Below are 25,507 nucleotides of genomic sequence, written 5' to 3' on the forward strand. Positions count from 1 at the left end.
CTTCAGCGGAAGGCCGACTCCGGGACGGCGGTGAGATAGCCGCCGCGCGCGAAGAATTCGGCGCCGTCGTGTTCGACCCCGTCGGCCGTGCGGATCCGGGTCAGCACCAGGCCGCGGTTGTGTCCACGCACCGGGTCCGGCCCGCACACCACGGCCCCGCCACCCTCCTGCACGACGACCCGGCCCGCGGTGCCGCCGTAGCAGGCCGAGGAGACCGAGGCGGCGAGCACCTCGATCCGTTCACCGCGATAGCAGGCGAACGCCCGTGGGTACGGCTCGGACAGGGCGCGCACGAAACGCTCCAGGTCGACCGCGCTGCGCTGCCAATCGATCTGACTGTCCCGGTCCGAACGCTTGTGGAAGTAGGTGCGCTCGGCTTTGTTCTGCGGCCGCCAGTCCGCGTTGCCGGACTCGAGCAGGCTCAGCGCCTCGTGCACCGCGCCCGGAATCAGGTCCATCCCGGCGAGCACCAACTCGGTTCCGGTGGCGTCCGGCGGGATCGGCAGCGAGCGCTGCACCAGGATGTCGCCGGTGTCGAGCTGCTCGTCCATCCGATGCACGGTCAGCCCGAACTCGGACTCGCCGCTGATCAGTGCCCACAGCACCGGCGAGAACCCGGTGAATTTCGGCAGCAGCGAATCGTGCAGGTTGAGCGTGCCGTACGGCGGCATCGCGTAGAGCTCCGCGGGCATCCAGGTGTACCAGCTGTTCACCACGATGACGTCCGGCTCGGCCCGCTTGACCAGATCGATCGTCGCGGCATCGGCCCGCTCGGTCAGGTGCACGGGGATGCCGTGCTCGCGAGCGAGTTCCTCGACCGAGTCCGACCAGATCGCCTTGTACGACTGTTCGCTGGCCGGGTGCGTAACCGCGAGCACCACCTCGTGTTCCGAATCGAGCAGCGCCTGCAGGGTTTTGCGGCCCCAGGTCTGGAAGCCGAACGACACGATGCGCATGAACCGAACCCCATCCTCGAATATAAGTAAGGCTAGCCTAGCCTACTGGTTTGCTCGCTGTATCGCGGCCTGGGGAATCAACCGGGGCGGAGTCGGCGCCGGGGCGAGCACTCGATCCGAGAGTTCGCCGAGGCAACTGAGGTTCGGGAAGCCGGGGCCCTGCGCGAGGCCGGCGAGATTGGGCAGGTAGAGCTTCGCATCCAGACCGGAGACCGCGAGGTCATGACCGATCGACGCCTCGATCCGCGCCTGGGTGATCGGCCCGCCGACGGCGAGTTCGACCAGATCCGCCGCGTCGGAATCGAACAGCTCGAGGAACCACAGCGGTTGCCCGCCGGTTGCGTCGACCACGAGATCGAAGGTGTGCACCTGGTCGGGACGTAGCTCGTTGCGCAGCGTGAGCGCGACTCCCTCCCCTTGCTCGGCCATCCGCACCACCCGGCCTTGCAGGTGATGAACCCGGCTGTCGCCCAACAGGTTCTCCTGCACGCGCACGGAGAACACCCCGCGATCGGTGCGCCGGACGACATCGCGCCGCTCCTGGATGCTCAGCGCACGCCACTTCGCCGGATCGCTGTACAGAGCGTTCTCGAAGTAACTCTCGCCACGGGTGTAGATGGTCGCGGCGGGTGAGATCACCGACACCGTGAGCACGTCGTGGCGGACCAGTTCGTCCATCGCCGATCCGGCGGTCTCGCCACCGCCGATCACCGCGGCCCGCGACGAGGCGGGCAGGCTGCGCTTGCCGACGAGATCCCAGAAGTCCGCGATGCTCAGCACTTTCGGATGCTCGGCGAGTGCGCGGCGCGAGTGCCCAGGACCGGTGATCATCAACCGGTCGGCCTCGATCTCACTGATCGAGCCGTCCGCGTCGGCCACCGAGACCGACCAGCCGTCGGCCGTCGGGGAGATCTTGCCGACCGTGCCGAGCACCAGTTCGAGATCGGTCTTGCGCGAGACCCACTGCAGATACTTGGCCCAGATGTTGTGGTACGGACTCGGGCGGCCACGGTCGACCCATTCGGCGTAGGTACCACGTTCGACCAGGAACGACGTCCAGCTGAACGCCATCATGGCCTCGTTGATCGCGTGGTTGTGACCGCGCGCCCAGGTCGAGTGATACGGGAAACCGACATCCTTCTCCGGGCTGGTGCCGAGCCGATGCTGACCGTCGGTCCAGCCGCCGCTGGGCAACCAATTGCCGCCCACCGCTTGCGATTCCACAACGATGACCTGCGGCGCCGGCAAGCCCAGCTCGCGCAGCACGTGCGCTTTCGCCGCGACCGCCATCGCCTTCGGACCAGCTCCGACCACGAGAAGTCTGTCCACCGGTTCTCCCATCTGTGATTCCAGCCACCGCACAGCTATCGGATCGGGCCGTCAGCTGCGGCGACGGTCGGCGGCGTCCGGAAACTCACGACGCCGGGCGGGCGACCCGCCCCATATATGCATAGGCTTACCTTATATTCATGGGCAGTGCCAGCCCTGTGGTGAAGAACCCAGGCCCGGCGCCACCACGCCCCAACGGAATGGAAATGCAGATGATCAAGCGCAAAGCCCACGCGGCCACCGCAGCAATCGCCCTCACCGCCGCCGCTCTCGGCGCCTTCGGCGCGGTGGCCATCGCCGCTCCCGCGACCGCAGCGCCATCCATCGTGCGTACCGCCGCACCGTCGGCCGGCGAGCTGCACTCCAAGCTCTCACTGGTGTTGAACTCCGGCGCTTCGCGCTCCGCCCGCGCGGCCGAACTCGAAGGCGGCGAAGCCGATCTCGCGGTCGTCGAACGGGTCGGCGGCGTGATGGGCAGCGTGCCCGGCCTGACCTGGACCGTGCAGAACGCGAACGCCGCGGGCGACACCCTCAACGCCGACCTGATGGTCACCGTCCCCGGCTACGGCACCTTCCCGCCGATCCAGATCGCCTGGCGGCAGATCGACGGCACCTGGAAGCTGACCAGCGAGTCGGTCGACACCATCGCCTACTACGCGGGCCAGCAGCGCTGATCGTCCGCGCCGCAACGACATCGGGCCCCGTGCAACGCGCGGGGCCCGTTCTCGTCCGGCTACCGCGCGACTTTCTACTTTACTTAGGCTAGCCTTATTCGCATGGGTAAAGGAGCCAATGGCCTCATCCTGAAGGCCTGGCGGGCGGACGACTACAGCTTCCGGGTCACCTCGATCGAGAGCATCACGGACAAGTACCAGCGCATCGGCTTCACCGCCGGTGGCTTGCTGGCGGCGCACCCCGTGCACCCCACGCAGTGGATCCGGCTGTGGGTACCCGACGCCGAGAGCGACAAGCTCTACCAGCGCGGCTACACGCTGGTCGATCAGGATCCCGAGAACGACCACTTCTACATCGAATTCGCCCTGCACGGCGGGCCGGCCAGCGCGTGGGCGCAGCGGGCCCAGGTCGGCGACGAGATCGAGGCCTGCGTGCTCGGCTCGGACTTCACGCTGCCCGAGACGACGCCGAGCGAGTACGTCGTGTTCGGCGATACCGCCTCGCTGCCCGCGGTCAACTCGCTGCTCGACGCGATCGGCGACACCCCGGCGCGGGTCTGGCTGGAATGGCAGTACGAATCCGACACCGCGCTGCCGGTACGCAATAAGCCGCACCACCAGGTCACCTGGGTGCAGCGCGTCGACAACGGCAGGCTGCTGCGTGAGCAGGCGCACGAGATCTCCTGCGCGAAGGACGCTTACGGCTGGGTGGCCTGCGACGGCCACACGACGCGGTCCATCGTGAAGGCCCTCAAGACCACCCACGGCCTGCCGAAAACCGCGATCAAATCACGCGCCTACTGGAAGTGAGCCGCCGGTCCGCCGTTCGGCGGGGGTCGGTTCATCCCAGAGGATGACCCGGATCGCGACCTGCTGTCGACGCGCGCCGACACCCTCGTCCGCCAGGCTGTAACTCGGATTCGAAGCCGCTCGCGCAGCACCTGCGCGGCCCGGTGCCGGAGCGGAGGTCAACTGGCATGTCGATCCTGGACGCGGTACTCGGGTTCGCCGCGGTCGCATTCGCGGTGACGGCGGTCGCCACCGCACCGCTCGCGCGGCGCATCGCACCCGTCGCGCTGCCCGTGCTGCTGGCCGGGTGCCTGGCGCAGTGGCTGGTCGAGGGGTTCTATTGGCAGTTCGCGCCGACGTATCTGTTGCTCGGCGCGGCGACCGGACTCGTTGTCTGGCAGGCGAAATGGCGGGTCAGCGGGTGGACGACGGTCGCAAGGGTGGGCGTCGCGCTCCTGCTGGCGCCTGCCGCGCTGGCCTGGGCGATGGTTCCTGTTCCCGATCTCCCTCGGCCGACCGGGTCCTATGCCGTGGGCACCGAGATCCTTCGGCTGGTCGATCCGAACCGGCCGGAACCGGCCACCGACGCGCCGGACGATCACCGCAATGTCGTTGTGCAGGCTTGGTATCCGGCCGATCCCGCGGCGCATGGAAAGCGGTCGGCCTACATCGATGGCCAAGGCCGGCTGCCGGAGCGGGTCACCGTGCTGCCCGGCGCCTTGATGCGCGGGTATGACCGGATCGACACGCACGCCCTGCTCGAGGTGCCGGTCAACTCCGACCGGTCGCGCTGGCCGGTGGTGTTGTTCTCCCCCGGATACGGTGCGCCGCGCGCCTTTTACACCGGGCTGATCGCCGACCTGGCCAGTCGCGGATTCATCGTGCTCACCGTCGACCACCCGTACGAGGTGGCGGTCACCGAACTCGCCGATGGCACCATCGCGACCACGCGGGAGCATTTTCTGGACGACGATCCGGACCAATCCCGCTATATGAGTGGGCAACTCGACGTGCGCACCGCCGATCTGCGCTTCGTGGTCGATCAGCTCCAACGGCCGGACATCATGGGCCCCAGGCTTTCCGGACGCCTCGACACCGAACATGTTGCCGCGATCGGGCATTCGTTCGGCGGCGCGGCCGCGGCCGCGGCCGTAGCGACCGACGCACGGATCAAAGCGGCCGCGAACATCGACGGCACGCTGTACGGCACGCTGCCGCAACAGTCGTTGACCAAACCGTTTCTCCTGCTGGAAAGCGATCACGCGGAAACCGGCCACGGCGCACCCTATTTGGACGGCAATCGCGCACTGCTCGACCGCCTACAGGCGGGTGGTTTCCGCTACGAGATCGCCGAGGCCAATCACTACAGCTTCACCGATGCCCCGCGCTTCCTCGCCGATCCGGCCAGGTTGCTGATGGCCGAGATGATCGGCGGCGCCAGGGGTCCCAGGGAAACGCAGCGGGCGACCAACGACATTCTGACCGCGTTCCTGCGGGAGCCGCTCGGCGGCGGTCGCGGCGATGTCGAGGCCGCCGCCGCGCACTACCGGGACATCCACGGCGGTCCGGTGCGCTAGGGCCGTCCGGTCAGACCGCGACCGGCTCCAGCCGCCACCCGGCCGCCCGGGAACGCTCGTTCCAGAAGTCGGCGTACCGCCCGCCCGCCGCCAAAAGCTCGGCGTGCGTGCCACGTTCGACGATCCGGCCACCATCGAGGAACAGGATCTGGTCGGCGTGCGCGATGGTCGCGAGGCGATGCGCGACCACGATGACCGTCTTGTCCTTGGTGAGCTGGTGGATTCCGCGCACGACCACCGCCTCGCTATGCGGGTCGAGGGCGCTGGTCGCCTCGTCGAGCAGCACGATCGGCGCGTTCTTGAGCAGCGCGCGGGCGATCGAAACCCGTTGCCGCTCACCACCGGAGAGCGCGACACCGCCCTCGCCGACCGCGGCGTCCAGGCCCTCGGGCAGTCGTTCCACGATCTCGTCGACCCTGGCCGCCTGCGCCGCCTGCCAAATCTCGTCGTCGGTGGCATCGGGCTTGCCGATCCGAATGTTGTCCGCCACCGAACGATTGAACAGATAGACGTTCTGGAAGACCAGCGACAGCTGGTCCAGCAGCGTCTCCGACGGCTGGTCGCGCACGTCGTGCTCGCCGACGAGCACCCGGCCCGCGTCCACGTCGTTGAAGCGCGCCGCGAGCCGGAGCAGCGTGGTCTTGCCCGCGCCGCTCGGACCGACGATCGCGGTGGTGGTGCCGGCGGGCACGGTGAACGTCAGGTCGGCGAGCACCGGCTCACCCGGCCGGTAACCGAAGTTCACGTTGTCGAACTCGACCACCGGAAGCCCCGGCGAGACAGCGGTTTTCGCCTCGGGCAGCACCGGCTCGTCGAGCAGTCCGCCGACCCGGCCGACGGCGCCTGCCGCCGCACGCAGTCCGTTCGCGAGCTGGGCGGCCTGATTCAACGGCTCGATGAACCGCGAGCTGACCGCGATCAACGCCACCGCGGCCGCGGCCGAGACCGCGCCGTCGGTGAACCTGCCGACCACGACGTAGGCCAGCACGAGGAAAACGGCCTGCACGAACAGCGCGAACACGATCAGGCCGGGCACCGCAGTGAACACCATCCGGGTGATCGCCGAACGCTGCTGGTGCAGTGCGGAATCGAGGGCGCGGTTGCCCGCACCGACCGCGCCGAACGCCCGCAGCACCGGCTGCGCCTGGGCGAATTCGACCACCCGCGCGTCGGCCTCGGACGCGGCGGCGTGCACCCGCTCGTCGGACCTGGTGTAGGCCCGGTTGGCCAGACTGTTCACCACGAACAGCACGGGGGCCGAGACCAGCATGGCCAGCGAGATCCGCCAATCGATGAACAGCATGCCCACCGCGACACCGAGCGGAACGATCACGCTGTTGAGCACCTTCGCGAGCAGATACGCGACGGTGCCCTGGATTTCGCGCACGTTCTCCACGGCAATCCTGGACAGCTTTCCGGCATTGGCGGTTTCGAACCAGCCGAGCGGGAGCGCGTTGAGGTGATCACCGATCCTGGTCTGCAGCCGCAGCTGCATGCCGACCGCGATGCGCAGGCCGAGCACCGCTTGCAGATAGCCGAAGATCGCGACGCCCGCGACCGCGGCGATCATCAGCAACGCCCAGAACCAGGCCCGGCCGAGATCGCGATCGAACAGCGACTCCAGCACCGGAACCAGCAGCAGATAGGCGGCCGCCTGGCTCAACGCCTGCGCGGTGATCGCGGCGAACAGTTTCGGGGTCAGCGGGGCGAACTCGTCGGGGACGAGCCCGAGAACCTTGCGAATCATCGCGCCGCCTCCTTTTCGATGAGGGAGACGGCGCCGAGCGCCGCCTCGTTGATTTCCCATAGCCGCTGGTAGGTGCCGCCGGCGGTATGCAGGCTCAGATGGTCGCCCTGCTCGACGATGGTTCCGTTCTCCAGCACCAGGATTCGGTCCACGCCGGTGATGGTGTGCAGCCGGTGTGCGATCACCAGCACGGTGCGGCCGGCCACGAGCACGGCGAGCGCGTCCTGCACCGCGGCCTCGGACTCCGGGTCCGCGAACGCGGTCGCCTCGTCGAGCACCAGCACCGGGCTGTCCGCGAGCAACGCGCGGGCGATCGAAAGCCGTTGCGCCTCACCGCCGGACAGGCTGGCGTCGACGCCGATCTCGGAGTCGTAGCCGCGCGGCAACGCCATGATCCGGTCGTGGATCTGCGCGGCCCGCGCCGCCCGTTCCAAGGCCTCGTCGTCGGCGCTCTGATCGGCCAGCCGCAGGTTCTCCCGGATCGTGCCGCGGATCAGCCGCACGTCCTGGAAGACGAATCCGACCGTGCGATAGAGCTCTTCGGTGGAGTAGTCGCGAATATCGCGCCCACCGATGGTGATTCGACCGGAGTCGACATCGTAGAAGCGCGGAAGCAGCTTGCCGAGGGTCGATTTGCCCGAGCCGCTCGGCCCGACCAACGCGGTGAGGGTGCCCGGCCGCAGCTCGAGATCGAGATCGTGCAAGACCTGGTGGTCGGTGCGGTAGCCGAAGCCGACCGACTCGAAACGAACCACACCTTGTTCCGCCGCCGTCACCGGCGAAGTGTCTGTCCCGGTGGCCAATTCGGGTGTCTGCTGCAATTCGTGCAGCCGCAGGGCCGCGGCCCCGGCCGCACGTAGCGCCTGACCGCCATAGCCGAGCCCGAGCAGCGAGCTGCCCAGACCGAGACCGACCAGCAGGAACGGCAGCACGTCGAGCGGGGTGAACCAGTCGAGCCCTACCCCCACGAGCCCGGCGAGCACGATCAGCAGCATCACGAACACCGGGGCGAGCACGACGTCGGAGGCGGACTGCAGCCGGATCATCGGCGTCTTCCACCGATCCAGGCTGCGTGCCTGACCGTCCACCGCGTCCTGGAATACGCTGTGCGCCTTGCCCGCCTGGCCGAACGCGCGCACCACCTGGATGCCGTCGACGAACTCGATGGTCGCCTCCTGGGCCCGGTGTTCCCACCGGTTGTAGACGGCCAGCCGATCCCGGCTGTCCTGATCCATCATCTTGCTGAGCGAGATCGCGTACGCCAGCAAGGGAATCAACAGCACCAGGGTGAGCCGCCAGTCGACGGTCACCAGGTAACCGAGGGTGACCACCGGCACGATCAGCGCGCCGACGAACTCCAGCCGCGCGTGCGCGACCAGATAATGCAGGGCCTCGACATCGTCCTGGAGGTATTTCTTCACCTCGCTGGAGGTGCGTTCGCCGAACCAGCCGAGCGGCACCCTGGTCAGCTTGGCCGCGAGCGCGCGCCGGACGGTGAGCTGGTAGCCGGCGTCCACCAGGTGCGACCAGGTGAGCGCGACCGCCTGCAACAGCCCGCGGATCAGCAGCACGAGCATCGCGATCCAGACCAGCCGCCAGACCCGATCGGTATCGACCTGCTCGGCGAGCAGCTCCCGGCAGGCCTCGACGATCAGCACGAAGGGCACGACGGTGCACACCGAGGCCACAGCCATGATCAGGCTCGCCAGCGTGAGGGTGCGCCGGACCGGCGCCAGGATCTCCTTGCGGGCCTGCGCCTCCTGCTGCTTGCGCGCCTTCTGCACCGCCTTGGGCGGCCGGTTCCCCGCCTCGTCCGCCGGAAGCGGCGCGACCTCCACCGTCATAAGTTGCTGCCTCTCGCCATCGTTGTGCCTCCCCCGGCCGGACTCATCCTCACATAAGATCAGACCGGAATGTAGGTTAGCCTAAGTTATCCATGACGCGAGCGGGGTGCTACCCGTTTCCGGCCGGTCGCAGCCTCGACGACGTAGACCGGGCAGGCCCCAGCGCCTACCCGGCGTATCGAAGCGCGGTCTCGGGCACGGTTCGCATCCATCCGGCCCCATTCAGAAATGCCCGTGTTCATCGCCGAATTGGTTGTCGCACTGTGGACTTGTTCCCGACATCTGCGAAAACGCCGCAATACCCGAGGCTTTCAGCCGCCCATCGCGCCGGGGAATGCTCCGTGAACGAACGGCCGACCAGCTCCGATAGCGCACATACATCGCTAGTTTCGAATCCATACGGAAACACGGCGTACGGAGTCGCGAATATGTTTGTTACACAAGTCATTTCCACAATCTCGCGTTGTTCGGTCGACCCCGGTGAGTTGACGCCGAAACAGGCGCACCGCGCGATGCAGGTGCATTTGAATTGCAGCGTGGATGTGTGCCGGGTGCGCCGGCGTGCGCGCCGGACGCTGGTCGAGGCGCGGCGCATGGTGCTCGATGAGCGGGCGACGCCCTAGGTGGAATCCCACGGGCTGTCGTGGTGTTGTCCCCCACATGACCACAACGGCATCCGACCGCTCCGCCGCGCCCGTCCTCGACCCGAGCACCGCCTTCGGCGCCAAGGTCGCCGCCCGTCTCGCCGAGGAGCCGGTGATCTGGCTGACCACGGTCGGATCCACCGGGACCCCGCAACCCAACCCGGTCTGGTTCCAGTGGCGCGACGACGAGTTCCTGCTGTTCAGCAAGCCCGACCAGGCCAAGCTGCGCAACCTGGCGCGCAATCCCCGGGTCTCGCTGAACTTCAACAGCACCGAGTGGGGCAGCGAGGTCGCCGTGTTCACGGGTACCGCACGGATCGACGACGTCGCCGCGACGCCGGACGAAATCGCCGCGTACGCAACGAAATACGTCGACGGCCTGAAGGACATCAAGCTGACCGCCGAGCAGTTCTTCGCGGAATACTCCTCGATCATCCGGATTCGCCCGGATCGCCTGCGCGGCTTCTGACGCGGCGCGCATCAGCCCGAGCGCGGGCGGGGAAATGGCCGGCGACTAGGGTCGATGCCGATGAGAAGGCGGCAGAAACCGCCGTTGCCCAAGCGGCACGGCCTGGACCCGGCCCGGCTCCGGCTGCCGGAGGACGGCGACTGGGCGACGATTCGCGACCACCTGGTCGAGCGACTACCCCGGGTGGATCCGGCCCGCATCGATGAGCTGCTGCGCGCGGGCGGGATCGTCGATCTCGACGGTCCGATCGCGCCGGACGCGCCGTATGCACCGGGCAGCGCGGTGTGGTTCCACCGGGATCTGCCGATCGAGACGCCGGTGCCGTTCGACCTCACCATCGTGCATCGCGATGCCGACCTGCTGGTCGTGGACAAGCCGCACTTCCTCGCGACCATCCCGCGCGGGCAGCACATTTTGCAGACGGCGCTGGTGCGGTTGCGCCGGGAACTGGAACTGCCGGACCTGATTCCGGCGCATCGGCTGGATCGGGTGACGGCGGGGCTGGTGCTGTTCATCGTCAATCCGGCGCGGCGCGGGGCGTATCAGACGATGTTCCACAAACGCACGGTGCGTAAGGAATACGAGGCGATCGCGCCGGTCGATCCCGAGCTGACCCTGCCGCGGGTCGTGCGCAGCCGGATCATGAAGGAGAAGCATGTGCTCGCGGCGCAGGAGGTCGAGGGCGAGCCGAACGCGGAGACCTCGATCGAGTTGCTGGAGCAGCGCGACGGGCTCGGGCGTTATCGACTGCGGCCGCTGACCGGGCGCACCCATCAGCTGCGGCTGCATATGAACGGCCTCGGCGTCCCGATTCTCGGCGACGACTTCTATCCGGTGATCACCGACAAACCGGTCGATGATTTCACCCGCCCGCTGCAACTGCTGGCCGCGTCGCTGGAGTTCACCGACCCGATCAGCCACGAACCGCGGCGCTTCGACACCACTCGCACGTTGCAGGCCTGGACGGATCCGGCGGGGTGGGCCGGCTGACGGCACTGGAGGTCAGCCGGCCCATGCGCCCGCCGCGGGGCTCAGGCCACACCGGGCGCGGCTCCTGGAACTGAAACAGGTTCCAGTCAGAGTAACCCGTGCGGGCCGACGCCACATCGAGACCCGTATATCCGGCGAATTCGGGTAGACGACACCCAGATGACTACTCGAGCGGCGGCCCCGGCACCCATCCGTACACTGGGCGGGATGCTCGCACAGGACCTCGAGGAAACGGCTGCGCCCCGCCGCAAATTGCATGCGTATGCGGATGTGGCCGTGGTTGTCGTCGTCCTCGCGGGGACCAACCTGATCGCGCACTTCACCACCGCCTGGGCCAGCATCGTGACCGTGCCGGTGGCCGCCGTGGTGCTGCTGGCGCTGATGCGCCGGCGCGGACTGCACTGGCATGAACTCGGCCTCTCGCCGCGGCAGTGGCGGCGCGGGACGGTCTACGCGCTCGGCGCGGTCGGGATCGTGCTCGCCGCGGTCGCCATCGGCGCGCTGCTGCCGATCACCCGTCCGTTCTTCCTGGCCGATCGTTATGCCACCATCTCCGGCGCGCTGATCGCGTCGATGATCGTGATTCCATTGCAGACGGTGATTCCCGAGGAACTGGCTTTCCGCGGAGTTCTGCACGGCACGCTCGATCGGGTTTATGGCGTGCGCGGGGTTTTCGCCGCCGGATCTTTGCTTTTCGGGCTTTGGCATATCGCCTCGTCGCTCGGGTTGACCAGTAGTAATCGAGGGCTTTCCGGGTTTGTCGGCGGCGGGGTCGCGGGGCAGATCGTCGGCATTCTGCTGGCCGTTGTCGCCACCGCGGGGGCGGGTGTCGTGTTCACCTGGTTGCGCCGGCGCAGTGGGAGCCTGCTCGCGCCGATTGCGTTGCATTGGTCGGTCAATGGCGCGGGTGCGCTGGCCGCCGCGATCGTTTGGCATACGACGCTCAGCTGACCTCGAAAACGTGCGCGGCCCATCGGAATTCCCGGTGTATTGCGGGCGCATTCGGCACCGCCATCGACGGCGTGTTGCCCAAATCGGCGTGTCCCAAGATCACGCGAGATATTCGCACTGGTTTTCGAGCGTCGGCATTGACCTCGGCCGGTGGCCGGTTTAGCCTCAGTGCGATCACACATACGTTCGAGCAAGTAGGTCTGCTGACGATCTGCTCCGGGAAGGCTCGCGATGCGCGACGAACAATCCACCGGTAGTTCCGAGATCGCCGCGTTGGCGCAGCGGGTCGAGACGGCCCGCGGAAAATTGCCGCTGCAGCACGATGCCGCGCTGTTCGAGGTGTTGTCCGAGCGCGAAATCGGGGCGGAACGCGAACTCGCCGAATGGGTTCGGGCGCAGCGGCGGATGCAGCGGCGACGGGCGGTCGAGGAAGAGCTGGCCGCCGAGAAACGAGACCGGCGCAGCGCGGCCGCGATCCGGCGCGCCGACGAGGCGGACGAGCGGTGGCATCGGCGTGCACTGGCCGCGCGACGGCGGGTATCCAGCGAGGACGCGCGGCTGGCGCAGCTGTATCGACGGGCCGAATGGTCGTCGCGGGCTCTGATCGCGGTTGTCGTGCTCGGCATGGTGTGGGCCGGGGTCAACGTGCAGCACAACCTGGTGCCGAGCGGGGACATGACCGACCCGCTGTACTGGCTGAGCTATGGGATCGAGGCGATGATCTCGATCCCGATCATCACCATCATGGTCGCCGCGACCACCGCCGCCCGCTGGGGGCGCGAGCTCGCGCGGGGCAAGGTGGTGTTCTTCGAGACCGCGTTGCTCGGCACCACCATCGCGTTGAACGCGGGGCCGCACCTGGCCTCGGGATCGCTCGGGAAGGCCGCGGAATACGCGATCGCACCGGTGATGGTCGGGGTCGTGATCTGGTTGCACGCCTGGGTTTCCGCGCGGTACGCGCTGCTCATCGATGGGGCGCCGGTGGTGGATCGGGACGCGACGGTGGTCCGGCATCGGGTCAGCGACCGGGATTCGCCGGTCGGGCTCACGGTCGATGCGCCGGATGATCGGCGCTGGATGCTCAGCGGAGTGGATCCGTATGCGGCAACGGCGGTTACTCGGCCGGCTGAGGCGAGTCCGGTGGAGAATGTCGATGAGCTAAAGGATCGTCCGCGGATCGATCACCCGGCACCGGTCGTTGCGGCAACCAATGGGCATGCGGTGCAGGCGGTTCCGGTCGGCGATCACCACGAACCAGTCGCGGCAGACGAGCAGCCGCCGCGCAACTCCACCAACGGCCATGTCACGGTGCCGTACTCGGCGATCATCGGTCATCCGCTGCCGGTCGAGCCGCATGACCCGCACTCCGCAGCGCCGGTGAACAACGGCCGCTCGACCAATGGCTTTGCGATACAGCCCGACCCGTCCGCGCACCACGACGCCACGGCCGAGCCCAGCACCACCGAGGCACCGGCCCGGTCTGCACGCACCAACGGTCACCCTCGGCCGGCCAACGGCCACGCGGCCACAAACGGCCACCCGGTTACCAACGGCCACGCAGTTGCAAATGGTCACGTAGTCCCGAACGGCCACGTGGTCGCGAACGGCGACGAAGGGACGAACAGCCGTCCGGTGACGAACGACCATGCGATCACCGACATCACCCAGCCCGCGCCGCCGAATGGCAAGCCGGTCAACGGCATCGACCGCACCACCCCCGTAAACGGCAACACTCCACAATCCAATGGCCACCCGGTCACAAACGACGAGGCGACCGCGAACGGCCACGCAGGCACCAACGGCCATGCGGTCAACGGCACCGCCCGGTCGGTACCGCCGAATGGCAAGCCGGTCAACGGGATCAACCGGACCACCCCGGCCGGCGGCGACACCATACAAACCAACGGTCACACAGCGCCGAACGGCCATGCCATGCCGCTGTTTCCGGTTAACGATCTCGCACCCGAGCGCACCGATCCCGGCACCGTCACCCCGGCGCCCGACACCACCACCGACGCCCATCGCGGCGACGAGCCAGAAGAGCCTCATCCTGGTGACCCCATACGTAAGGCCGCCGCAACCATCGCCGACACTGTCGCACAGGCAATCTCGGGCGAAACCGTTTCCCGTCCCAGCACGAGCCGCCGGAAGCCGGCCGCTCCCGAAGCCGAGATCGAACAACTCGCCTTCGAGGCGACGCCGGAACCGTCCGATCCCATTGTGCGCACCGAGCCGTCCAGCCCTGCCGTGCGCACCGAGCCGGTCGGTATCGTCGCCCGGGTCCGCGCCGAGCCGCCGGTGGAGCCGGAGCCGCTGGACGACGAGGACGAGATCGATGAGGACGACGAAATCACCGCTCTCGCACACGAGATCGCGCGGCGCGGAATGTCGAACCTGTCCGTCGAGCAGCTGACCCAGATCTTCCGGCTCGCCGACGAATCCTGGCTGACGCCGGGCATCGCCAACGAGGTCGGCGTCTCCCGCGCCGCCGTAGCCCGCGCGGTCGAGGCGGGAATCAAGGTGCGCCGCCCTTACGCCATCAGCGGCTGACGACTCAGCAAACCCGAGACACCGAAAGGCTGCCCCTCCGGAATGACCGGAGGGGCAGCCCTTTTCGTCCTACTTACCGACGTCCTACTTACCGCCGTTGACCAGTGTCGGACCAACCCCCACTGGGCACGGTCAGCACCCCATCACCTCGCACGGTGTCGTGCGACTCAGGCGACCCACCGGACTTCTCATCCCCATGCCCCGGCCACCACGCGCGGTGCCCGAGCAGCGCGGTCAGCGCCGGCGTGAAGAACATCGCCATCACGAAGGCCGCGATCGCGATACCGACCGAGATGGCGAATCCCATCTGCGACAGCACGTTGTTGCCCGCCAGCATCATCGACGCGAACGTGCCGGCCAGGATCAGGCCCGCCGCGGCAACCGTCGGTCCGGTATGCCGCAGGGCAAGTGCCGCAGCCTGTTTCGGGTCGTGGCCCTCGCGGGCCTCTTCCCGCAAGCGCGCCACCATCAGGATGTTGTAGTCCGTGCCGAGCGCCACCACGAACAGATACATGATCACCGGCAGCGTGAAGATCAGCCCGGTCTCACCCTGAATATGCTGGAACACCAGCACCGAAGCGCCGAGCGTGGCGGCGAACCCGAGGAACACCGACGCCATCAGGTACCACGGCGCGACCAGACTGCGCAGCAGCAGCCCCAGCACGATCATGATCATGATGGCCGCCACCGGGAACACGATGGCGTAGTCGTGGTTCATCGCATCCTGGAAGTCGACGAAGACCGCCGTCATGCCGCCGACGGCCGCGGTCGTTCCGGCCGGCACCGCCGCGTGCGCGGCGTCGCGCAGCGGACCGCGAACCGTCTCGATCGCGGCGTCCGATTCGGGTGCGGAGCTGAGCGTCACCTGGAAATTGGCGATGGCCTTGTCCGCGGACAACAGCGGCTCGCCCACCTGACCGACACCGGGCACCGCGGTCAGCGCCGCCCGATAGGTGGTGAGCTGATCGCTGGTCAGCGCACCCTCGGTCGAGCGAAGCAGCACGTCCGACGGCTGGGTCGCACCGGCCGGCATGCCCTTGAGCAGTTCCTTGTTGTAGACCACCGATTCGGACGCGTTCGAGGTCGAGCCCGAACTCAGATCGAAGGTCGGATTGAACCCGACGGCAATGACGCCGAGCGCGACCAGCACGCCGCCGGAGATCAGGGCGAACGCCGCGGGACGCCGCCCGAGCGCCGCGCCGATCGCACCGAACCGCGCGCCCTTCGGCTCGGACTGCCACGCCTTGGACGGCCAGAACACCTTGGTACCCAACAGTGAAACCACGGCGGGAATCAGCGTGAGCCCGGCCAGCAGCGCCACCGCGACCGCGATCGCCAACGCCGGACCGAGCGCCCGGAACATGCCGAGCGTGGACAGGGTCAGCGCCATGAACGCGATGATCACCGCGGCCGCCGCGGAGGTGATCGCCTCGCCGACCCGGGTGACGGCGCTGACCATGGCGGTCTTCGGGTCCTCCCCCGCCCGCAGCCGTTCCCGGTAGCGGAACATCAGGAACAGGATGTAGTCGGTGCCGACGCCGAACAGCACCACCAGCAGGATGGCGTTGACCGAACTGTCTATCTTGAGGTCGAAAGCCTTGGCCACCATGGCGATCAGGCCGGTGACGACGCTGGAGACCGCACCGATGGTGACGATCGGCAGCAGCGCGATCACCGGGCTGCGGAAGATGATCAGCAACAGCACCAGAATCAAGATGATGGTCGCGGCGCCGATGATGGCCATGCCCTTGTTGCTCGACTCCACCTGATCCAGCAACTGCGCCGCCTGACCGGTGATGCCCGCCTTCAGTTCGGTGTCGCGCACCTGATCCTGCAACGAGCTGCGCAACGCCTTGACCGCGTCGCTCTGGGTCGTGTCGCTCGCGCTGGTCGCCTTGGTCAACTGCACCGCGATGACCTGGATCAGCCGGTTCTCCGAAGGTGGAATCGCCTGGAGGCCGAGGACATCCTTGATCTTGGCGTCGGTGAGCTTGGCGCCGATCGAGGCGACCGCGGCCGCGTCGCCGTCACTGAGCGGCGCCCCGTCGGAACGGGCGAAGACGATGAGCGCCGAGGGCGCCGCGCTCTGCGGAAAAGCCTTCTGCTGCAGCTCGAGTGCCTGGATCGACTCGTAATGCGAAGGCAGGAAATCGGATTGGTCGGTGGTCGAGGTGAGCTGCGGCGCCGCCGCGACCACGCCGACGATGATGAGCAGCCATAGGCCGATCACCTTCCACGGATGGTGCACGACCAACTGCCCGAGGCGAGCAAACATGGGGGACAAGTCCTTTCGGTATCCGAGCCGCGGCTCAGATGTCGAGATCCTCGATGGGCGGGTGTTCGGTGACGTCGACGAGGGTGCGGTAGATCTTCAGCGGAACCCGGTCGCGCAGTTCCGCCACTGAATCCACCACCTCCAGGGTGGCATCGCCCCAACTCTGATCATCGAGGTCGAAACCGTTGCGCCAGTCCTTCTTCAGGTCCTTGACCCAGTCGGTCACCACGGAGAAGTCGGTCCAGTCGGTGGTCTGCTTGTGCACCGCGTACTTGCCCTTGCGGCTCAGATAGACCCGGACCTGCTCCACTCCGGCCCTGGTGAACTGCGTCGACTCGCCCAGCAGGCGGCCGGTGAACCGCTGCGCTCGCCCACCCCCGGGCCCCACTTTCACCACGACCTCACGGAATCCCTCGGAGTCCCCCTTCTCGAAACTCACAACCTCATCCACCACGTGCGGTGCGTCCATGATGACTCCATTCATAAGTTGGTGCGCATGTGCGCATAGACCCAGCAGTCGGCGAACCCCTCATGCGTTCCCGCCGACCCCCACAGATCTGCCGTTCATCTCATTGCGCCGAACCGCCCGCGTCGGGGCGTTCCGTCTCGGCCAACTATATGTAGATGTATACGTATAGCGCAAGACCCTGTTGATGCCCGATTCATCGGTGCACTACAGCGGGGTCGGCCCGAGGAGATCAGGTGCCGACTTGGCTCGCGGTCGCCGGTTCCTTCTGGTTCGCGGGACGGCGGCGTTCGCGCAGGCGGAGGAGTAGCGGGATGCCGAGGCCGATGATCAGGCCGAGGGCCGCGGCGGCGCCGAAGCCGGCCGGGAAGCCGCCCGCATCGATGGCGATACCCGCCAGGGAGCTGCCGATGCCGTTGCCGAGGGTGAGGGCGGCGCTGTGCCAGCCGATGGCTTCGCCGCGGCCGCCCTCGGGGACCACTCGGCTCATCTGATCGATGGAGGCGGTAATGGTTGGGGCGCAGAAGAATCCGGCGACGAGGCCGGTGATGGCGAGGGAGATCGGGCCGATGGCGAAGCACATCGGGATGGTGACCGCGCCGAGGCCGGCCAGCAGGAGATAGGTGGAGATGGGGCGGTGCAGCGCGCCGTAGATGAGGCCGCCGACGACCGAGCCGAAGCCCCAGACGGCCAAGACCACGCCGAGCCACCGCTGCGCGTCGAACTCGCGGATGGCGGAGACGAAGGTCAGTTCGGAGCCGGCCAGGACCGCGATGGCCGCGCTCGCGCCGACGCACAGGGCGACGAATTCGAGGCGGAACCAGCTGCGGCGCGGGACGGCGACCGAACTTTCGCGGTCGGCGTCCGCGGCGGAGCGCAGGGGTGGGTTGCGGACCCAGAGCAGAATGCCCGCGAGCACCAAAGTCATTTGGACGAAGAACAACACCATGGTGGTCGACCAGATACCGGCCGCGGCGACACCGACGATCGGTCCGACCATGAAGGCGCATTCGACGGACACCGCCTCCAGCGCGAGCGCGGGCTGGCGGTTCTGCTCGGTGGTCGCGGCGATGACCGCCTGCCGGACCACGGTGAAGATCGGAACGTCGAACAGGCCGGCGATAGCGGCGAGGATGAGCAGCGGGACGTAGTCGACGAACGGCGCGATCGACCAGCACACCGCGCCGACCAGGATGGACGGCGCGATGGTGCGGCGCAGCCCGAACCGGTCGAGCAGCCGCCCGCGCCACGGTCCGCTCAGCGCGATGCACACCGTGACGATCGTGCTCAGCGCACCGGCTTGCACGTACGATCCGTGCAGCGTCTGCACGACGTGCAGCGCGAGCAGCACGGCCCCGGCAAAGAACGGGATGCGCACCAAGGCCCCGAGCAGCAGTACATTTCGCACCGCCGCGCTCGACAAAACCACCCGATAGGACCGCACCAACCGAGCTTGTCATGCCCCACCGACAACCCGCCAGCGATTTATCCCATGAATTTTCCCGGCCCGGGGAAGGCCCTTCTCACCGCCGGACACGCAAGCGGTGGTTCATGTTTCGGCCGGATGCTCAGCTCGCGAGTCCGGCGCGGTCGAGCAGGTAGTCGATCATGGGTTCGTAGTACTCGGGGAAGACGCCGTCGTCGAGCGGAACGGTGACCGCGATCTTGCCCTCGGCGTGGCCGGCGAACAGCGCGGGGTCGTTGCAGTCGGCGAATCCGACGGTGTCGATTCCGGCCTCGCCCGCGGTGCCGGCCCAGCCGTGGTCGGCCATGACCAGGTCGGGCCAGGGTTGCGGTTCCGGACTGTCGCGCAGTTCTTGCAGCATGGCCTGCATCGGGTTCGGGTCGTGCGTGTGCTGCAACCGGCTGCCGGTGCTGAGCGCGGCAACGCCTGAGGTGTAGACGATTTCGCGGACCCGCGAACCGTTGGCGGTGATGACCTGGTACGACCAGCCGGCCGCGGGGGTCAGGATCGTGCAGCCCGCGGCGTGCAGCGCGTCTTCGACGGCACGGTAAACGCCCATGAGCGGCCCCGGATGACCGGTCGCCAGCAGCACCGTCTGCTGCTCGCGCGCGGCCTGCCCGATTCTGGCGCCCATCTCGTCGAGCGCCGCGATGGTCAGGTCGACGCCGATGGTGTCGGCCCCCTGCCGGTGCCGCGGATCGGGATTGACTCCGCACAGCCGGGCCATCATGTCCAACGTCTCGTCGAACGTCCAATCCTTCAGCGTCAGCCCGAATTGATACCCGGGGTCCTTCGCGACCATCCGCCGGTAGTGCGCCAGGTTCCCCTCGCGTGGCGTCGCGACATCCCCCGCTATCCGAGTCTGGAGCAGATGTTTCCGCAACAGCGCCCGATCATATGGCTGCACCAACAATCCCACCTCCGCATCGGCCGACCGCCACCGAGCCAGATGCACGGACGCAGTCTTCGTTCGCCGTCAACACGACACTACAAGCAGGACTGGACCGGCTGCGGATGTCCGACTAGTTCGCCGGCTCGAGAAAAGGGTTTCGGACCTCGAGGCCGAGGAAGTCGCGGCCGTGCTGAAGATCTTCCGACAGTAGATATTTCGCGCCCGACTGACACGCGGCTTCGATGATCAACGCATCCCACCAGGAGACCGTGTGTTGTTCCGCGAGGAATGAGGCATTCATGACGATCAACGGATCCGTGTCCCGGATGCACCATTCGCTGTAGATCGCGATGACGCGGCGGGCCTTCGAGGGGCTCATCCGGGGCGACAACTTGCGAGTTGCGGTGTTGTAGAACTCTTGAAGCACCTGCGGGCTGAGCACACCCGCGCCGCGAGACCACAGATCCGCGAGTACGTCCTGTGCGATGCGGTGCCGTTGGCCTGCGTCGATATCGTGCGCATAGACCAGGATGTTGGTATCGATGAAGGTGCGCTCGACCTCGGTCACGCGTACCTCCGCTCCCCTCGGTCGTACAGATCCTCCCGACGCCAATCGATGTGGCCGCCGTGCCCTTCGGCGTTCGCCATCAACTGGAGGGCCTGCTGTTTCGCGTACTCGTAGCGCTCGGCATCCTGAGCGATCTCGCGTAGATACTGCGCCACCATCGCGCTGACCGACGTGCCCCGCTGTACTGCGATCACCTTGGTGGAGGTGATCACCTCTTCATCCAACTGAAGCGTCAGGTTCCTTTTGGCCATGCCACAGGCTATCACGTGGTCCACGTGGAAATCACGTGGACTTCACCGCCCGGCCGGAAACGGCGAAGGCCCGCCCCCCGAAACGGGAAGCGGGCCTTCGACATTCAGACCGGGAAGGCTACTTGGCCTTCTCCAGCACCTCGACCAGACGCCAGCGCTTGGTCGCCGACAGCGGTCGGGTCTCCATCAGCTGGACGCGGTCGCCGATGCCGGCGATCTCGTTCTCGTCATGCGCCTTCACCTTGGAGGTGGTGCGAATGATCTTGCCGTAGAGCTTGTGCCGGTTACGGTCTTCCAGCTCGACGACGATCGTCTTGGTCATCTTGTCCGAGACAACGTAACCGACCCGAACCTTGCGGCTGGCGCGCTGCTCTTCCTTCTGTTCGCTCATGCCGCATCTCCCTTGTCAGCGGGTCCGGAGGCCAGACCGAGCTCGCGCTCGCGCATGACCGTGTAGATGCGCGCGATTTCGTGACGAACCACGCGCAGCCGACGGTTGTTGTCCAGCTGACCCGTCGCCATCTGGAAGCGCAGGTTGAACAGCTCTTCCTTGGAGTCGCGCAGCTTCTGCACCAACTCTTCTTCGGTGAGCTCGCGGAGCTCTGCGGCCGGTGTTTCGGTAGCCATCAGAACTGCTCCTCCCTGGTCACGATCCTGCACTTCATCGGGAGCTTGTGCATCGCGCGGCGCAGGGCCTCGCGAGCGATCTCCTCATTGGGGTAACTCATCTCGAACATCACGCGGCCGGGCTTGACGTTCGCGATCCACCACTCCGGCGAACCCTTACCGGAACCCATGCGGGTTTCGGCAGGCTTCTTGGTGAGCGGGCGATCCGGGTAGATGTTGATCCAGATCTTGCCGCCACGCTTGATGTGGCGGGTCATCGCGATACGTGCCGACTCGATCTGCCGGTTGGTCACGTAAGCCGGCTCCAGCGCCTGGATCCCGAACTCGCCGAACGCCACCGAGGTGCCGCCCTTGGCCATGCCGGAACGACCGGGGTGGTGCTGCTTGCGGTGCTTGACCTTACGAGGCATCAGCATTGCGTCAGCCCTCCTGTGTCTCTGCCGGAGCGTCCACCACCGCGGTGGCGGCGCGCCCGGCCTCGGTGCTGGTCGCCGTGGTACCGGCGGAGCCGGACCGACGCGGGCGAGACGGACGCTCGCGGCGCGGACGATCACGATCGCCGGCCGGTGCGCTGGCGGCGGCGAGCTCACGCTTGCCACCGACGATGTCGCCCTTGTAGATCCAGACCTTCACGCCGATGCGACCGAAGGTGGTCTTGGCCTCGTAGAGGCCGTAATCGATGTCGGCACGCAGCGTGTGCAGCGGGACGCGACCCTCGCGGTAGAACTCCGAGCGCGACATTTCGGCGCCACCGAGGCGGCCCGAGCACTGCACGCGGATGCCCTTGACGTTCGGCGAACGCATGGCCGACTGGATGGCCTTACGCATCGCACGACGGAACGCCACGCGGTTCGACAGCTGCTCGGCCACGGCCTGAGCAACCAGCTGCGCATCCGACTCGGGGTTCTTGACCTCGAGGATGTTCAGCTGCACCTGCTTCTTGGTGAGCTTCTCCAGCTCGGCCCGGATGCGATCGGCTTCGGCGCCACGGCGACCGATGACGATGCCCGGACGAGCGGTGTGGATGTCGACGCGAACCCGATCACGGGTGCGCTCGATCTCCACCTTGGAGATGCCCGCCCGCTCCATGCCGGTGGCGAGGAGCTTGCGGATGGCGACATCTTCCTTGACGTAGTCCGCGTACTGCTTGTCCGCGTACCAACGCGACTTCCAGTCGGTGGTGATACCGAGGCGGAAGCCATGGGGATTGATTTTCTGTCCCATTTACTTTGCCCCTCCCTTCCGGCGGTTGCGAGTTGCTCCACCGGCGGTGGGGATGCTCTCGACCTCGATGGTGATGTGGCTGGTGCGCTTGCGAATGCGGAACGCACGACCCTGGGCACGCGGCTGGAACCGCTTCATGGTCGCACCCTCGTCGACGTAGGCCGTCGAGATGACCAGGGTGGCCGGGTTCAGGCCGAGGTTGTTCTCGGCGTTCGCCGCGGCGCTGGCCACGACCTTGGCAACTGGCTCGCTCGCGGCCTGCGGCGCGAACTTCAGGATCGCCAGGGCGTCCTCGACTCGCTTGCCGCGGACCAGGTCCACGACACGGCGAGCCTTCATCGGGGTCACGCGAACGTGCTTGGCCGTCGCGCGTGCAGTCGGATTCTGAGTGTCAGTCGTCATCGCCGCTTGCTCTTCCGGTCGTCCTTGATGTGGCTCTTGAACGTCCTGGTCGGCGCGAACTCACCGAGCTTGTGCCCGACCATGTTGTCCGAGACGAACACCGGCACGTGCTTGCGACCGTCGTGGACGGCGAAGGTGTGACCGATGAAATCGGGGATGATGGTCGAACGACGCGACCAGGTCTTGATGACCTGCTTCGTGCCCTTCTCGTTCTGCACGTCCACCTTCGCGAGGAGGTGGTCGTCGACGAACGGGCCTTTCTTGAGGCTGCGTGGCATTTCTTACCTCCTCCTTCAGCGCTTGTTCTTGCCGGACTTGCGGCGGCGGACGATGAGCTTGTCGCTCGGACGGTTGGGCTTGCGGGTACGGCCTTCCGGCTGTCCCCAGGGCGAGACCGGGTGGCGACCACCGGAGGTCTTGCCCTCACCACCACCGTGCGGGTGGTCGACCGGGTTCATCACGACACCACGGACGGTGGGGCGACGGCCCTTCCAGCGCATACGGCCGGCCTTGCCCCAGTTGATGTTCGACTGCTCGGCATTGCCGACCTCGCCGACGGTGGCGCGGCAGCGCACGTCGACGCGGCGGATTTCGCCGGAGGGCATACGCAGCGTGGCGTAGGTGCCTTCCTTACCGAGCAGCTGGATGCTGGATCCGGCCGAACGGGCCATCTTCGCGCCGCCACCCGGACGCAGCTCCACCGCATGGATGGTGGTACCGGTCGGGATGTTGCGCAGCGGCAGGTTGTTACCCGGCTTGATGTCGGCCGTGGGGCCGGACTCGATCGGGGTGCCCTGCGCGATGCCCTTGGGCGCGATGATGTAGCGCTTCTCGCCGTCCACGAAGTGCAGCAGCGCGATGTTCGCCGTGCGGTTCGGGTCGTACTCGATGTGCGCGACCTTGGCCGGGATGCCGTCCTTGTCCAGTCGACGGAAGTCGATCAGACGGTAGGCGCGCTTGTGGCCGCCACCGCGGTGCCGGGTGGTGATGCGACCGTGCGCATTACGACCACCCTTGCTGTGCAGCGGACGGATCAGCGACTTCTCGGGGGTCGACCGAGTGATCTCAGCGAAGTCCGAAACGGACGACCCGCGGCGGCCGGGGGTTGTCGGCTTGTACTTACGAATTGCCATGAGTTCTTCTCTTCTTTCTGGAGTCCCAGGCGCTTACGCGACCGGGCCTCCGAAGATCTCGATGGGCTTGCTGTCGGCCGAGATGGTCACGAGCGCGCGCTTGGTGTTCTTGCGCTTGCCGTAACCGAAGCGGGTCCGCTTGCGCTTGCCCTGACGGTTGGCGGTGTTGACGCTGGTAACCGTGACACCGAAGACCTTCTCGACGGCGATCTTGATCTGCGTCTTGTTGGAATCCGGGTGCACGATGAAGGTGTAGGTGCCTTCCTCGATGAGTCCGTAGGACTTCTCCGAGATGACCGGCGCCAGCAGGATGTCGCGGGGGTCGGCGATGGTGGTCACTTGCTCTCCTCCTGTGCCGCCTCGGCGGGGCCGTGCACGAAGGCGTTGAGTGCCTCCACGCTGAACACGACCTCGTCGCTTTCCAGCACGTCATAGGTGTTGAGCTGGTCCGGCGCGATCGGGTGCACGAACTCGAGGTTCTGCACGCTCTTCCAGGCCGCGACGTCCTCACGTCCGAGGACGAGGAGGAACTTCTTGCGGTCCGACAGCTCCGCGAGGAAGCTCTTGGCCGTCTTGGTCGACGGGTCCTGCCCGGCAACCAGTTCGGTGATCACGTGGATGCGCTCGTTACGCGCCCGGTCCGAAAGTGCTCCACGCAGTGCGGCGCGGATCATCTTCTTGGGGGTGCGCTGGCTGTAGTCGCGCGGCTGCGGGCCGTGCACGACGCCACCACCGGTGAACTGCGGCGCGCGGGTCGAGCCCTGACGGGCGCGGCCGGTGCCCTTCTGCCGGTACGGCTTCTTGCCACCACCGCGGACTTCACCGCGGGTCTTGGTGGAGTGCGTGCCCTGGCGGGCCGCGGCCAGCTGCGCGATGACCACCTGGTGCATCAGCGAGATGTTCGCGGTCACGTCGAAGATCTCCGCGGGGAGTTCGACGGTGCCATTGGTCTTGCCGCCCAATTCCTTGACCGGCAGGCTCAGGTTGGCCTTCTTCTCCAGGCTGGTCATGCGTGCGCACCACCCTTCACTGCGCTCTTGACGATCACGACGTTGCCGCGACGACCCGGGATCGCTCCCTTGATCAGCAGCAGGCCGTTTTCGGCGTCGACCTTGTGAACCGAGAGGTTCTGCGTGGTGACGCGGTCGTTACCCATGCGACCCGACATGCGCATGCCCTTGAACACGCGGCCGGGGGTGGCGCAGCCACCGATGGAGCCGGGGCGACGGTGCACAGCCTGCGCACCGTGCGAAGCGCCCTGACCGGCGAAGCCGTGACGCTTCATGGTGCCGGCGAAGCCCTTGCCCTTGCTGGTACCCGTCACGTCGACGTAGGTGCCCTCTTCGAAGACGTCGGCATTGATCTCCTGGCCGACCTCGAAGGTGGACGCGTCGGCGACGCGGATCTCGGCAACGTGCCGGCGCGGTGTGACACCGGCCTTGGCGAACTGGCCGGAGACCGGCTTGTTCACCTTGCGCGGGTCGATGGCGCCGAAAGCGACCTGGACGGCGCTGTAGCCGTCGCGCTCCACGGTGCGGATCTGGGTGATTACGTTCGGTCCGGCCTTGATGACGGTCACGGGAACGACGCGATTCTTCTCGTCGAACACCTGGGTCATCCCGAGCTTGGTGCCCAGGATGCCCGCCGCGGGCCTGTTCTTGTTGTCAGTCATATCTCCAGTCCC

At 67.1% G+C, this 25,507-nt stretch carries 28 protein-coding genes; 8 read left to right on the forward strand and 20 right to left on the reverse strand.

Features of this window, described 5'->3' with window-relative positions:
• Positions 1-2: 2 nt before the first annotated feature.
• Both AB0M22_RS35220 and AB0M22_RS35225 read right to left on the reverse strand, forming a co-directional pair.
• Complete coding sequence (locus AB0M22_RS35220; protein WP_364736249.1) at positions 3-956, reverse strand: methionyl-tRNA formyltransferase; 954 nt, start codon at positions 954-956, stop codon at positions 3-5.
• 42 nt (positions 957-998) lie between these two features.
• Entirely contained in the window at positions 999-2,285 is a 1,287-nt protein-coding gene (locus AB0M22_RS35225; RefSeq protein ID WP_364736251.1) for a SidA/IucD/PvdA family monooxygenase, read from the reverse strand.
• 140 nt (positions 2,286-2,425) lie between these two features.
• Here AB0M22_RS35225 and AB0M22_RS35230 point away from each other — a divergent pair, with 140 nt between their 5' ends.
• From AB0M22_RS35230 to AB0M22_RS35240, 3 genes are all read left to right on the forward strand, one after another.
• Entirely contained in the window at positions 2,426-2,959 is a 534-nt protein-coding gene (locus tag AB0M22_RS35230; RefSeq protein ID WP_364736253.1) for a hypothetical protein, read from the forward strand.
• A gap of 102 nt (positions 2,960-3,061) precedes the next feature.
• A complete protein-coding gene (locus tag AB0M22_RS35235; RefSeq protein WP_364736255.1) occupies positions 3,062-3,769 on the forward strand; it encodes a siderophore-interacting protein in 708 nt (235 codons plus the stop codon).
• Between the two features lie 167 nt (positions 3,770-3,936).
• On the forward strand, positions 3,937-5,325 hold the full coding sequence (locus AB0M22_RS35240) for a hypothetical protein (RefSeq protein ID WP_364736257.1): 1,389 nt from the start codon (positions 3,937-3,939) through the stop codon (positions 5,323-5,325).
• A gap of 10 nt (positions 5,326-5,335) precedes the next feature.
• Here the strand turns inward: AB0M22_RS35240 and AB0M22_RS35245 are convergent, their stop codons facing one another.
• Positions 5,336-7,072, reverse strand: a complete 1,737-nt coding sequence (locus tag AB0M22_RS35245) for an ABC transporter ATP-binding protein (protein ID WP_364736259.1) — start codon at positions 7,070-7,072, stop codon at positions 5,336-5,338.
• On the reverse strand, positions 7,069-8,916 hold the full coding sequence (locus tag AB0M22_RS35250; protein ID WP_364736261.1) for an ABC transporter ATP-binding protein: 1,848 nt from the start codon (positions 8,914-8,916) through the stop codon (positions 7,069-7,071). Before AB0M22_RS35250 ends, AB0M22_RS35245 begins: the two co-directional genes overlap by 4 nt.
• A gap of 428 nt (positions 8,917-9,344) precedes the next feature.
• On the opposite strand from AB0M22_RS35250, the gene AB0M22_RS35255 reads away from it, so the two are divergent.
• The 5 genes from AB0M22_RS35255 (at position 9,345) to AB0M22_RS35275 (ending at position 14,520) form a co-directional block, all read left to right on the forward strand.
• A complete protein-coding gene (locus AB0M22_RS35255) occupies positions 9,345-9,539 on the forward strand; it encodes a hypothetical protein (protein ID WP_364736263.1) in 195 nt (64 codons plus the stop codon).
• Positions 9,540-9,576: 37 nt separating this feature from the next.
• On the forward strand, positions 9,577-10,029 hold the full coding sequence (locus AB0M22_RS35260) for a TIGR03667 family PPOX class F420-dependent oxidoreductase (RefSeq protein WP_364736265.1): 453 nt from the start codon (positions 9,577-9,579) through the stop codon (positions 10,027-10,029).
• Positions 10,030-10,089: 60 nt separating this feature from the next.
• Complete coding sequence (locus AB0M22_RS35265; RefSeq protein WP_364736267.1) at positions 10,090-11,019, forward strand: RluA family pseudouridine synthase; 930 nt, start codon at positions 10,090-10,092, stop codon at positions 11,017-11,019.
• Between the two features lie 207 nt (positions 11,020-11,226).
• Entirely contained in the window at positions 11,227-11,970 is a 744-nt protein-coding gene (locus AB0M22_RS35270) for a CPBP family intramembrane glutamic endopeptidase (RefSeq protein WP_364736269.1), read from the forward strand.
• 231 nt (positions 11,971-12,201) lie between these two features.
• Entirely contained in the window at positions 12,202-14,520 is a 2,319-nt protein-coding gene (locus AB0M22_RS35275; RefSeq protein ID WP_364736271.1) for a hypothetical protein, read from the forward strand.
• An 88-nt stretch (positions 14,521-14,608) separates the two neighbouring features.
• Here AB0M22_RS35275 and AB0M22_RS35280 read toward each other — a convergent pair whose 3' ends face one another.
• From AB0M22_RS35280 to rplC, 16 genes are all read right to left on the reverse strand, one after another.
• Positions 14,609-16,795, reverse strand: a complete 2,187-nt coding sequence (locus AB0M22_RS35280) for an MMPL family transporter (RefSeq protein ID WP_364736273.1) — start codon at positions 16,793-16,795, stop codon at positions 14,609-14,611.
• Positions 16,796-16,829: 34 nt separating this feature from the next.
• Entirely contained in the window at positions 16,830-17,264 is a 435-nt protein-coding gene (locus AB0M22_RS35285) for an EXLDI protein (protein WP_364736275.1), read from the reverse strand.
• Between the two features lie 229 nt (positions 17,265-17,493).
• Positions 17,494-18,669, reverse strand: a complete 1,176-nt coding sequence (locus tag AB0M22_RS35290; RefSeq protein WP_364736276.1) for an MFS transporter — start codon at positions 18,667-18,669, stop codon at positions 17,494-17,496.
• Positions 18,670-18,829: 160 nt separating this feature from the next.
• Entirely contained in the window at positions 18,830-19,633 is an 804-nt protein-coding gene (locus AB0M22_RS35295; protein WP_364736620.1) for a phosphatase, read from the reverse strand.
• Between the two features lie 115 nt (positions 19,634-19,748).
• Positions 19,749-20,186 (reverse strand): PIN domain-containing protein, encoded by a 438-nt coding sequence (locus AB0M22_RS35300; RefSeq protein ID WP_364736278.1) that lies wholly within the window; start codon positions 20,184-20,186, stop codon positions 19,749-19,751.
• Positions 20,183-20,437, reverse strand: a complete 255-nt coding sequence (locus AB0M22_RS35305; protein ID WP_364736280.1) for a DUF6364 family protein — start codon at positions 20,435-20,437, stop codon at positions 20,183-20,185. The genes AB0M22_RS35300 and AB0M22_RS35305 overlap by 4 nt, the downstream gene beginning before the upstream one ends.
• 118 nt (positions 20,438-20,555) lie before the next feature.
• Positions 20,556-20,828, reverse strand: a complete 273-nt coding sequence (gene rpsQ / locus AB0M22_RS35310; RefSeq protein WP_364736281.1) for a 30S ribosomal protein S17 — start codon at positions 20,826-20,828, stop codon at positions 20,556-20,558.
• Positions 20,825-21,064: a 50S ribosomal protein L29 gene (rpmC, locus tag AB0M22_RS35315; protein WP_039822417.1), complete on the reverse strand. Its 240-nt coding sequence runs from the start codon at positions 21,062-21,064 to the stop codon at positions 20,825-20,827. The genes rpsQ and rpmC overlap by 4 nt, the downstream gene beginning before the upstream one ends.
• Entirely contained in the window at positions 21,064-21,480 is a 417-nt protein-coding gene (rplP, locus tag AB0M22_RS35320) for a 50S ribosomal protein L16 (RefSeq protein WP_025347180.1), read from the reverse strand. The genes rpmC and rplP overlap by 1 nt, the downstream gene beginning before the upstream one ends.
• A 4-nt stretch (positions 21,481-21,484) precedes the next feature.
• Positions 21,485-22,288 (reverse strand): 30S ribosomal protein S3, encoded by an 804-nt coding sequence (gene rpsC, locus AB0M22_RS35325; RefSeq protein WP_040731339.1) that lies wholly within the window; start codon positions 22,286-22,288, stop codon positions 21,485-21,487.
• Entirely contained in the window at positions 22,289-22,690 is a 402-nt protein-coding gene (gene rplV, locus AB0M22_RS35330) for a 50S ribosomal protein L22 (RefSeq protein WP_107654115.1), read from the reverse strand.
• Positions 22,687-22,968: a 30S ribosomal protein S19 gene (gene rpsS, locus AB0M22_RS35335; RefSeq protein WP_107654114.1), complete on the reverse strand. Its 282-nt coding sequence runs from the start codon at positions 22,966-22,968 to the stop codon at positions 22,687-22,689. Before rpsS ends, rplV begins: the two co-directional genes overlap by 4 nt.
• 15 nt (positions 22,969-22,983) lie before the next feature.
• Positions 22,984-23,823, reverse strand: coding sequence for a 50S ribosomal protein L2 (gene rplB, locus AB0M22_RS35340; protein WP_357386115.1), 840 nt, complete (start codon positions 23,821-23,823; stop codon positions 22,984-22,986).
• 33 nt (positions 23,824-23,856) lie between these two features.
• Positions 23,857-24,162 carry a 50S ribosomal protein L23 gene (gene rplW / locus AB0M22_RS35345; RefSeq protein ID WP_040731336.1) on the reverse strand — a complete coding sequence of 102 codons (306 nt, stop codon included), beginning with the start codon at positions 24,160-24,162 and terminating at the stop codon, positions 23,857-23,859.
• Positions 24,159-24,833, reverse strand: coding sequence for a 50S ribosomal protein L4 (gene rplD / locus AB0M22_RS35350; protein WP_364736285.1), 675 nt, complete (start codon positions 24,831-24,833; stop codon positions 24,159-24,161). Before rplD ends, rplW begins: the two co-directional genes overlap by 4 nt.
• Positions 24,830-25,495 carry a 50S ribosomal protein L3 gene (gene rplC, locus AB0M22_RS35355; RefSeq protein WP_040731331.1) on the reverse strand — a complete coding sequence of 222 codons (666 nt, stop codon included), beginning with the start codon at positions 25,493-25,495 and terminating at the stop codon, positions 24,830-24,832. Before rplC ends, rplD begins: the two co-directional genes overlap by 4 nt.
• Positions 25,496-25,507 lie beyond the last annotated feature (12 nt).

It is taken from the genome of Nocardia sp. NPDC051756, from assembly GCF_040681495.1.
Lineage (GTDB): Bacteria > Actinomycetota > Actinomycetes > Mycobacteriales > Mycobacteriaceae > Nocardia.

Coding starts and splice junctions, on each gene's coding strand:
- AB0M22_RS35235 (WP_364736255.1), top strand. CDS start 3,062: ATGGGTAAAGGAGCCAATGGCCTCATCCTGAAGGCCTGGCGGGCGGAC.
- AB0M22_RS35285 (WP_364736275.1), bottom strand. CDS start 17,264: ATGGACGCACCGCACGTGGTGGATGAGGTTGTGAGTTTCGAGAAGGGG.
- AB0M22_RS35250 (WP_364736261.1), bottom strand. CDS start 8,916: ATGACGGTGGAGGTCGCGCCGCTTCCGGCGGACGAGGCGGGGAACCGG.
- AB0M22_RS35260 (WP_364736265.1), top strand. CDS start 9,577: ATGACCACAACGGCATCCGACCGCTCCGCCGCGCCCGTCCTCGACCCG.
- AB0M22_RS35265 (WP_364736267.1), top strand. CDS start 10,090: ATGAGAAGGCGGCAGAAACCGCCGTTGCCCAAGCGGCACGGCCTGGAC.
- rplD (WP_364736285.1), bottom strand. CDS start 24,833: ATGACCAGCCTGGAGAAGAAGGCCAACCTGAGCCTGCCGGTCAAGGAA.
- rplC (WP_040731331.1), bottom strand. CDS start 25,495: ATGACTGACAACAAGAACAGGCCCGCGGCGGGCATCCTGGGCACCAAG.
- AB0M22_RS35240 (WP_364736257.1), top strand. CDS start 3,937: ATGTCGATCCTGGACGCGGTACTCGGGTTCGCCGCGGTCGCATTCGCG.
- rpmC (WP_039822417.1), bottom strand. CDS start 21,064: ATGGCTACCGAAACACCGGCCGCAGAGCTCCGCGAGCTCACCGAAGAA.
- AB0M22_RS35230 (WP_364736253.1), top strand. CDS start 2,426: ATGGGCAGTGCCAGCCCTGTGGTGAAGAACCCAGGCCCGGCGCCACCA.
- AB0M22_RS35255 (WP_364736263.1), top strand. CDS start 9,345: ATGTTTGTTACACAAGTCATTTCCACAATCTCGCGTTGTTCGGTCGAC.
- rpsS (WP_107654114.1), bottom strand. CDS start 22,968: ATGCCACGCAGCCTCAAGAAAGGCCCGTTCGTCGACGACCACCTCCTC.
- AB0M22_RS35305 (WP_364736280.1), bottom strand. CDS start 20,437: ATGGCCAAAAGGAACCTGACGCTTCAGTTGGATGAAGAGGTGATCACC.
- AB0M22_RS35275 (WP_364736271.1), top strand. CDS start 12,202: ATGCGCGACGAACAATCCACCGGTAGTTCCGAGATCGCCGCGTTGGCG.
- AB0M22_RS35280 (WP_364736273.1), bottom strand. CDS start 16,795: ATGTTTGCTCGCCTCGGGCAGTTGGTCGTGCACCATCCGTGGAAGGTG.
- rpsC (WP_040731339.1), bottom strand. CDS start 22,288: ATGGGACAGAAAATCAATCCCCATGGCTTCCGCCTCGGTATCACCACC.
- rpsQ (WP_364736281.1), bottom strand. CDS start 20,828: ATGAGCGAACAGAAGGAAGAGCAGCGCGCCAGCCGCAAGGTTCGGGTC.
- AB0M22_RS35220 (WP_364736249.1), bottom strand. CDS start 956: ATGCGCATCGTGTCGTTCGGCTTCCAGACCTGGGGCCGCAAAACCCTG.
- rplV (WP_107654115.1), bottom strand. CDS start 22,690: ATGACGACTGACACTCAGAATCCGACTGCACGCGCGACGGCCAAGCAC.
- AB0M22_RS35270 (WP_364736269.1), top strand. CDS start 11,227: ATGCTCGCACAGGACCTCGAGGAAACGGCTGCGCCCCGCCGCAAATTG.
- rplB (WP_357386115.1), bottom strand. CDS start 23,823: ATGGCAATTCGTAAGTACAAGCCGACAACCCCCGGCCGCCGCGGGTCG.
- AB0M22_RS35245 (WP_364736259.1), bottom strand. CDS start 7,072: ATGATTCGCAAGGTTCTCGGGCTCGTCCCCGACGAGTTCGCCCCGCTG.
- rplP (WP_025347180.1), bottom strand. CDS start 21,480: ATGCTGATGCCTCGTAAGGTCAAGCACCGCAAGCAGCACCACCCCGGT.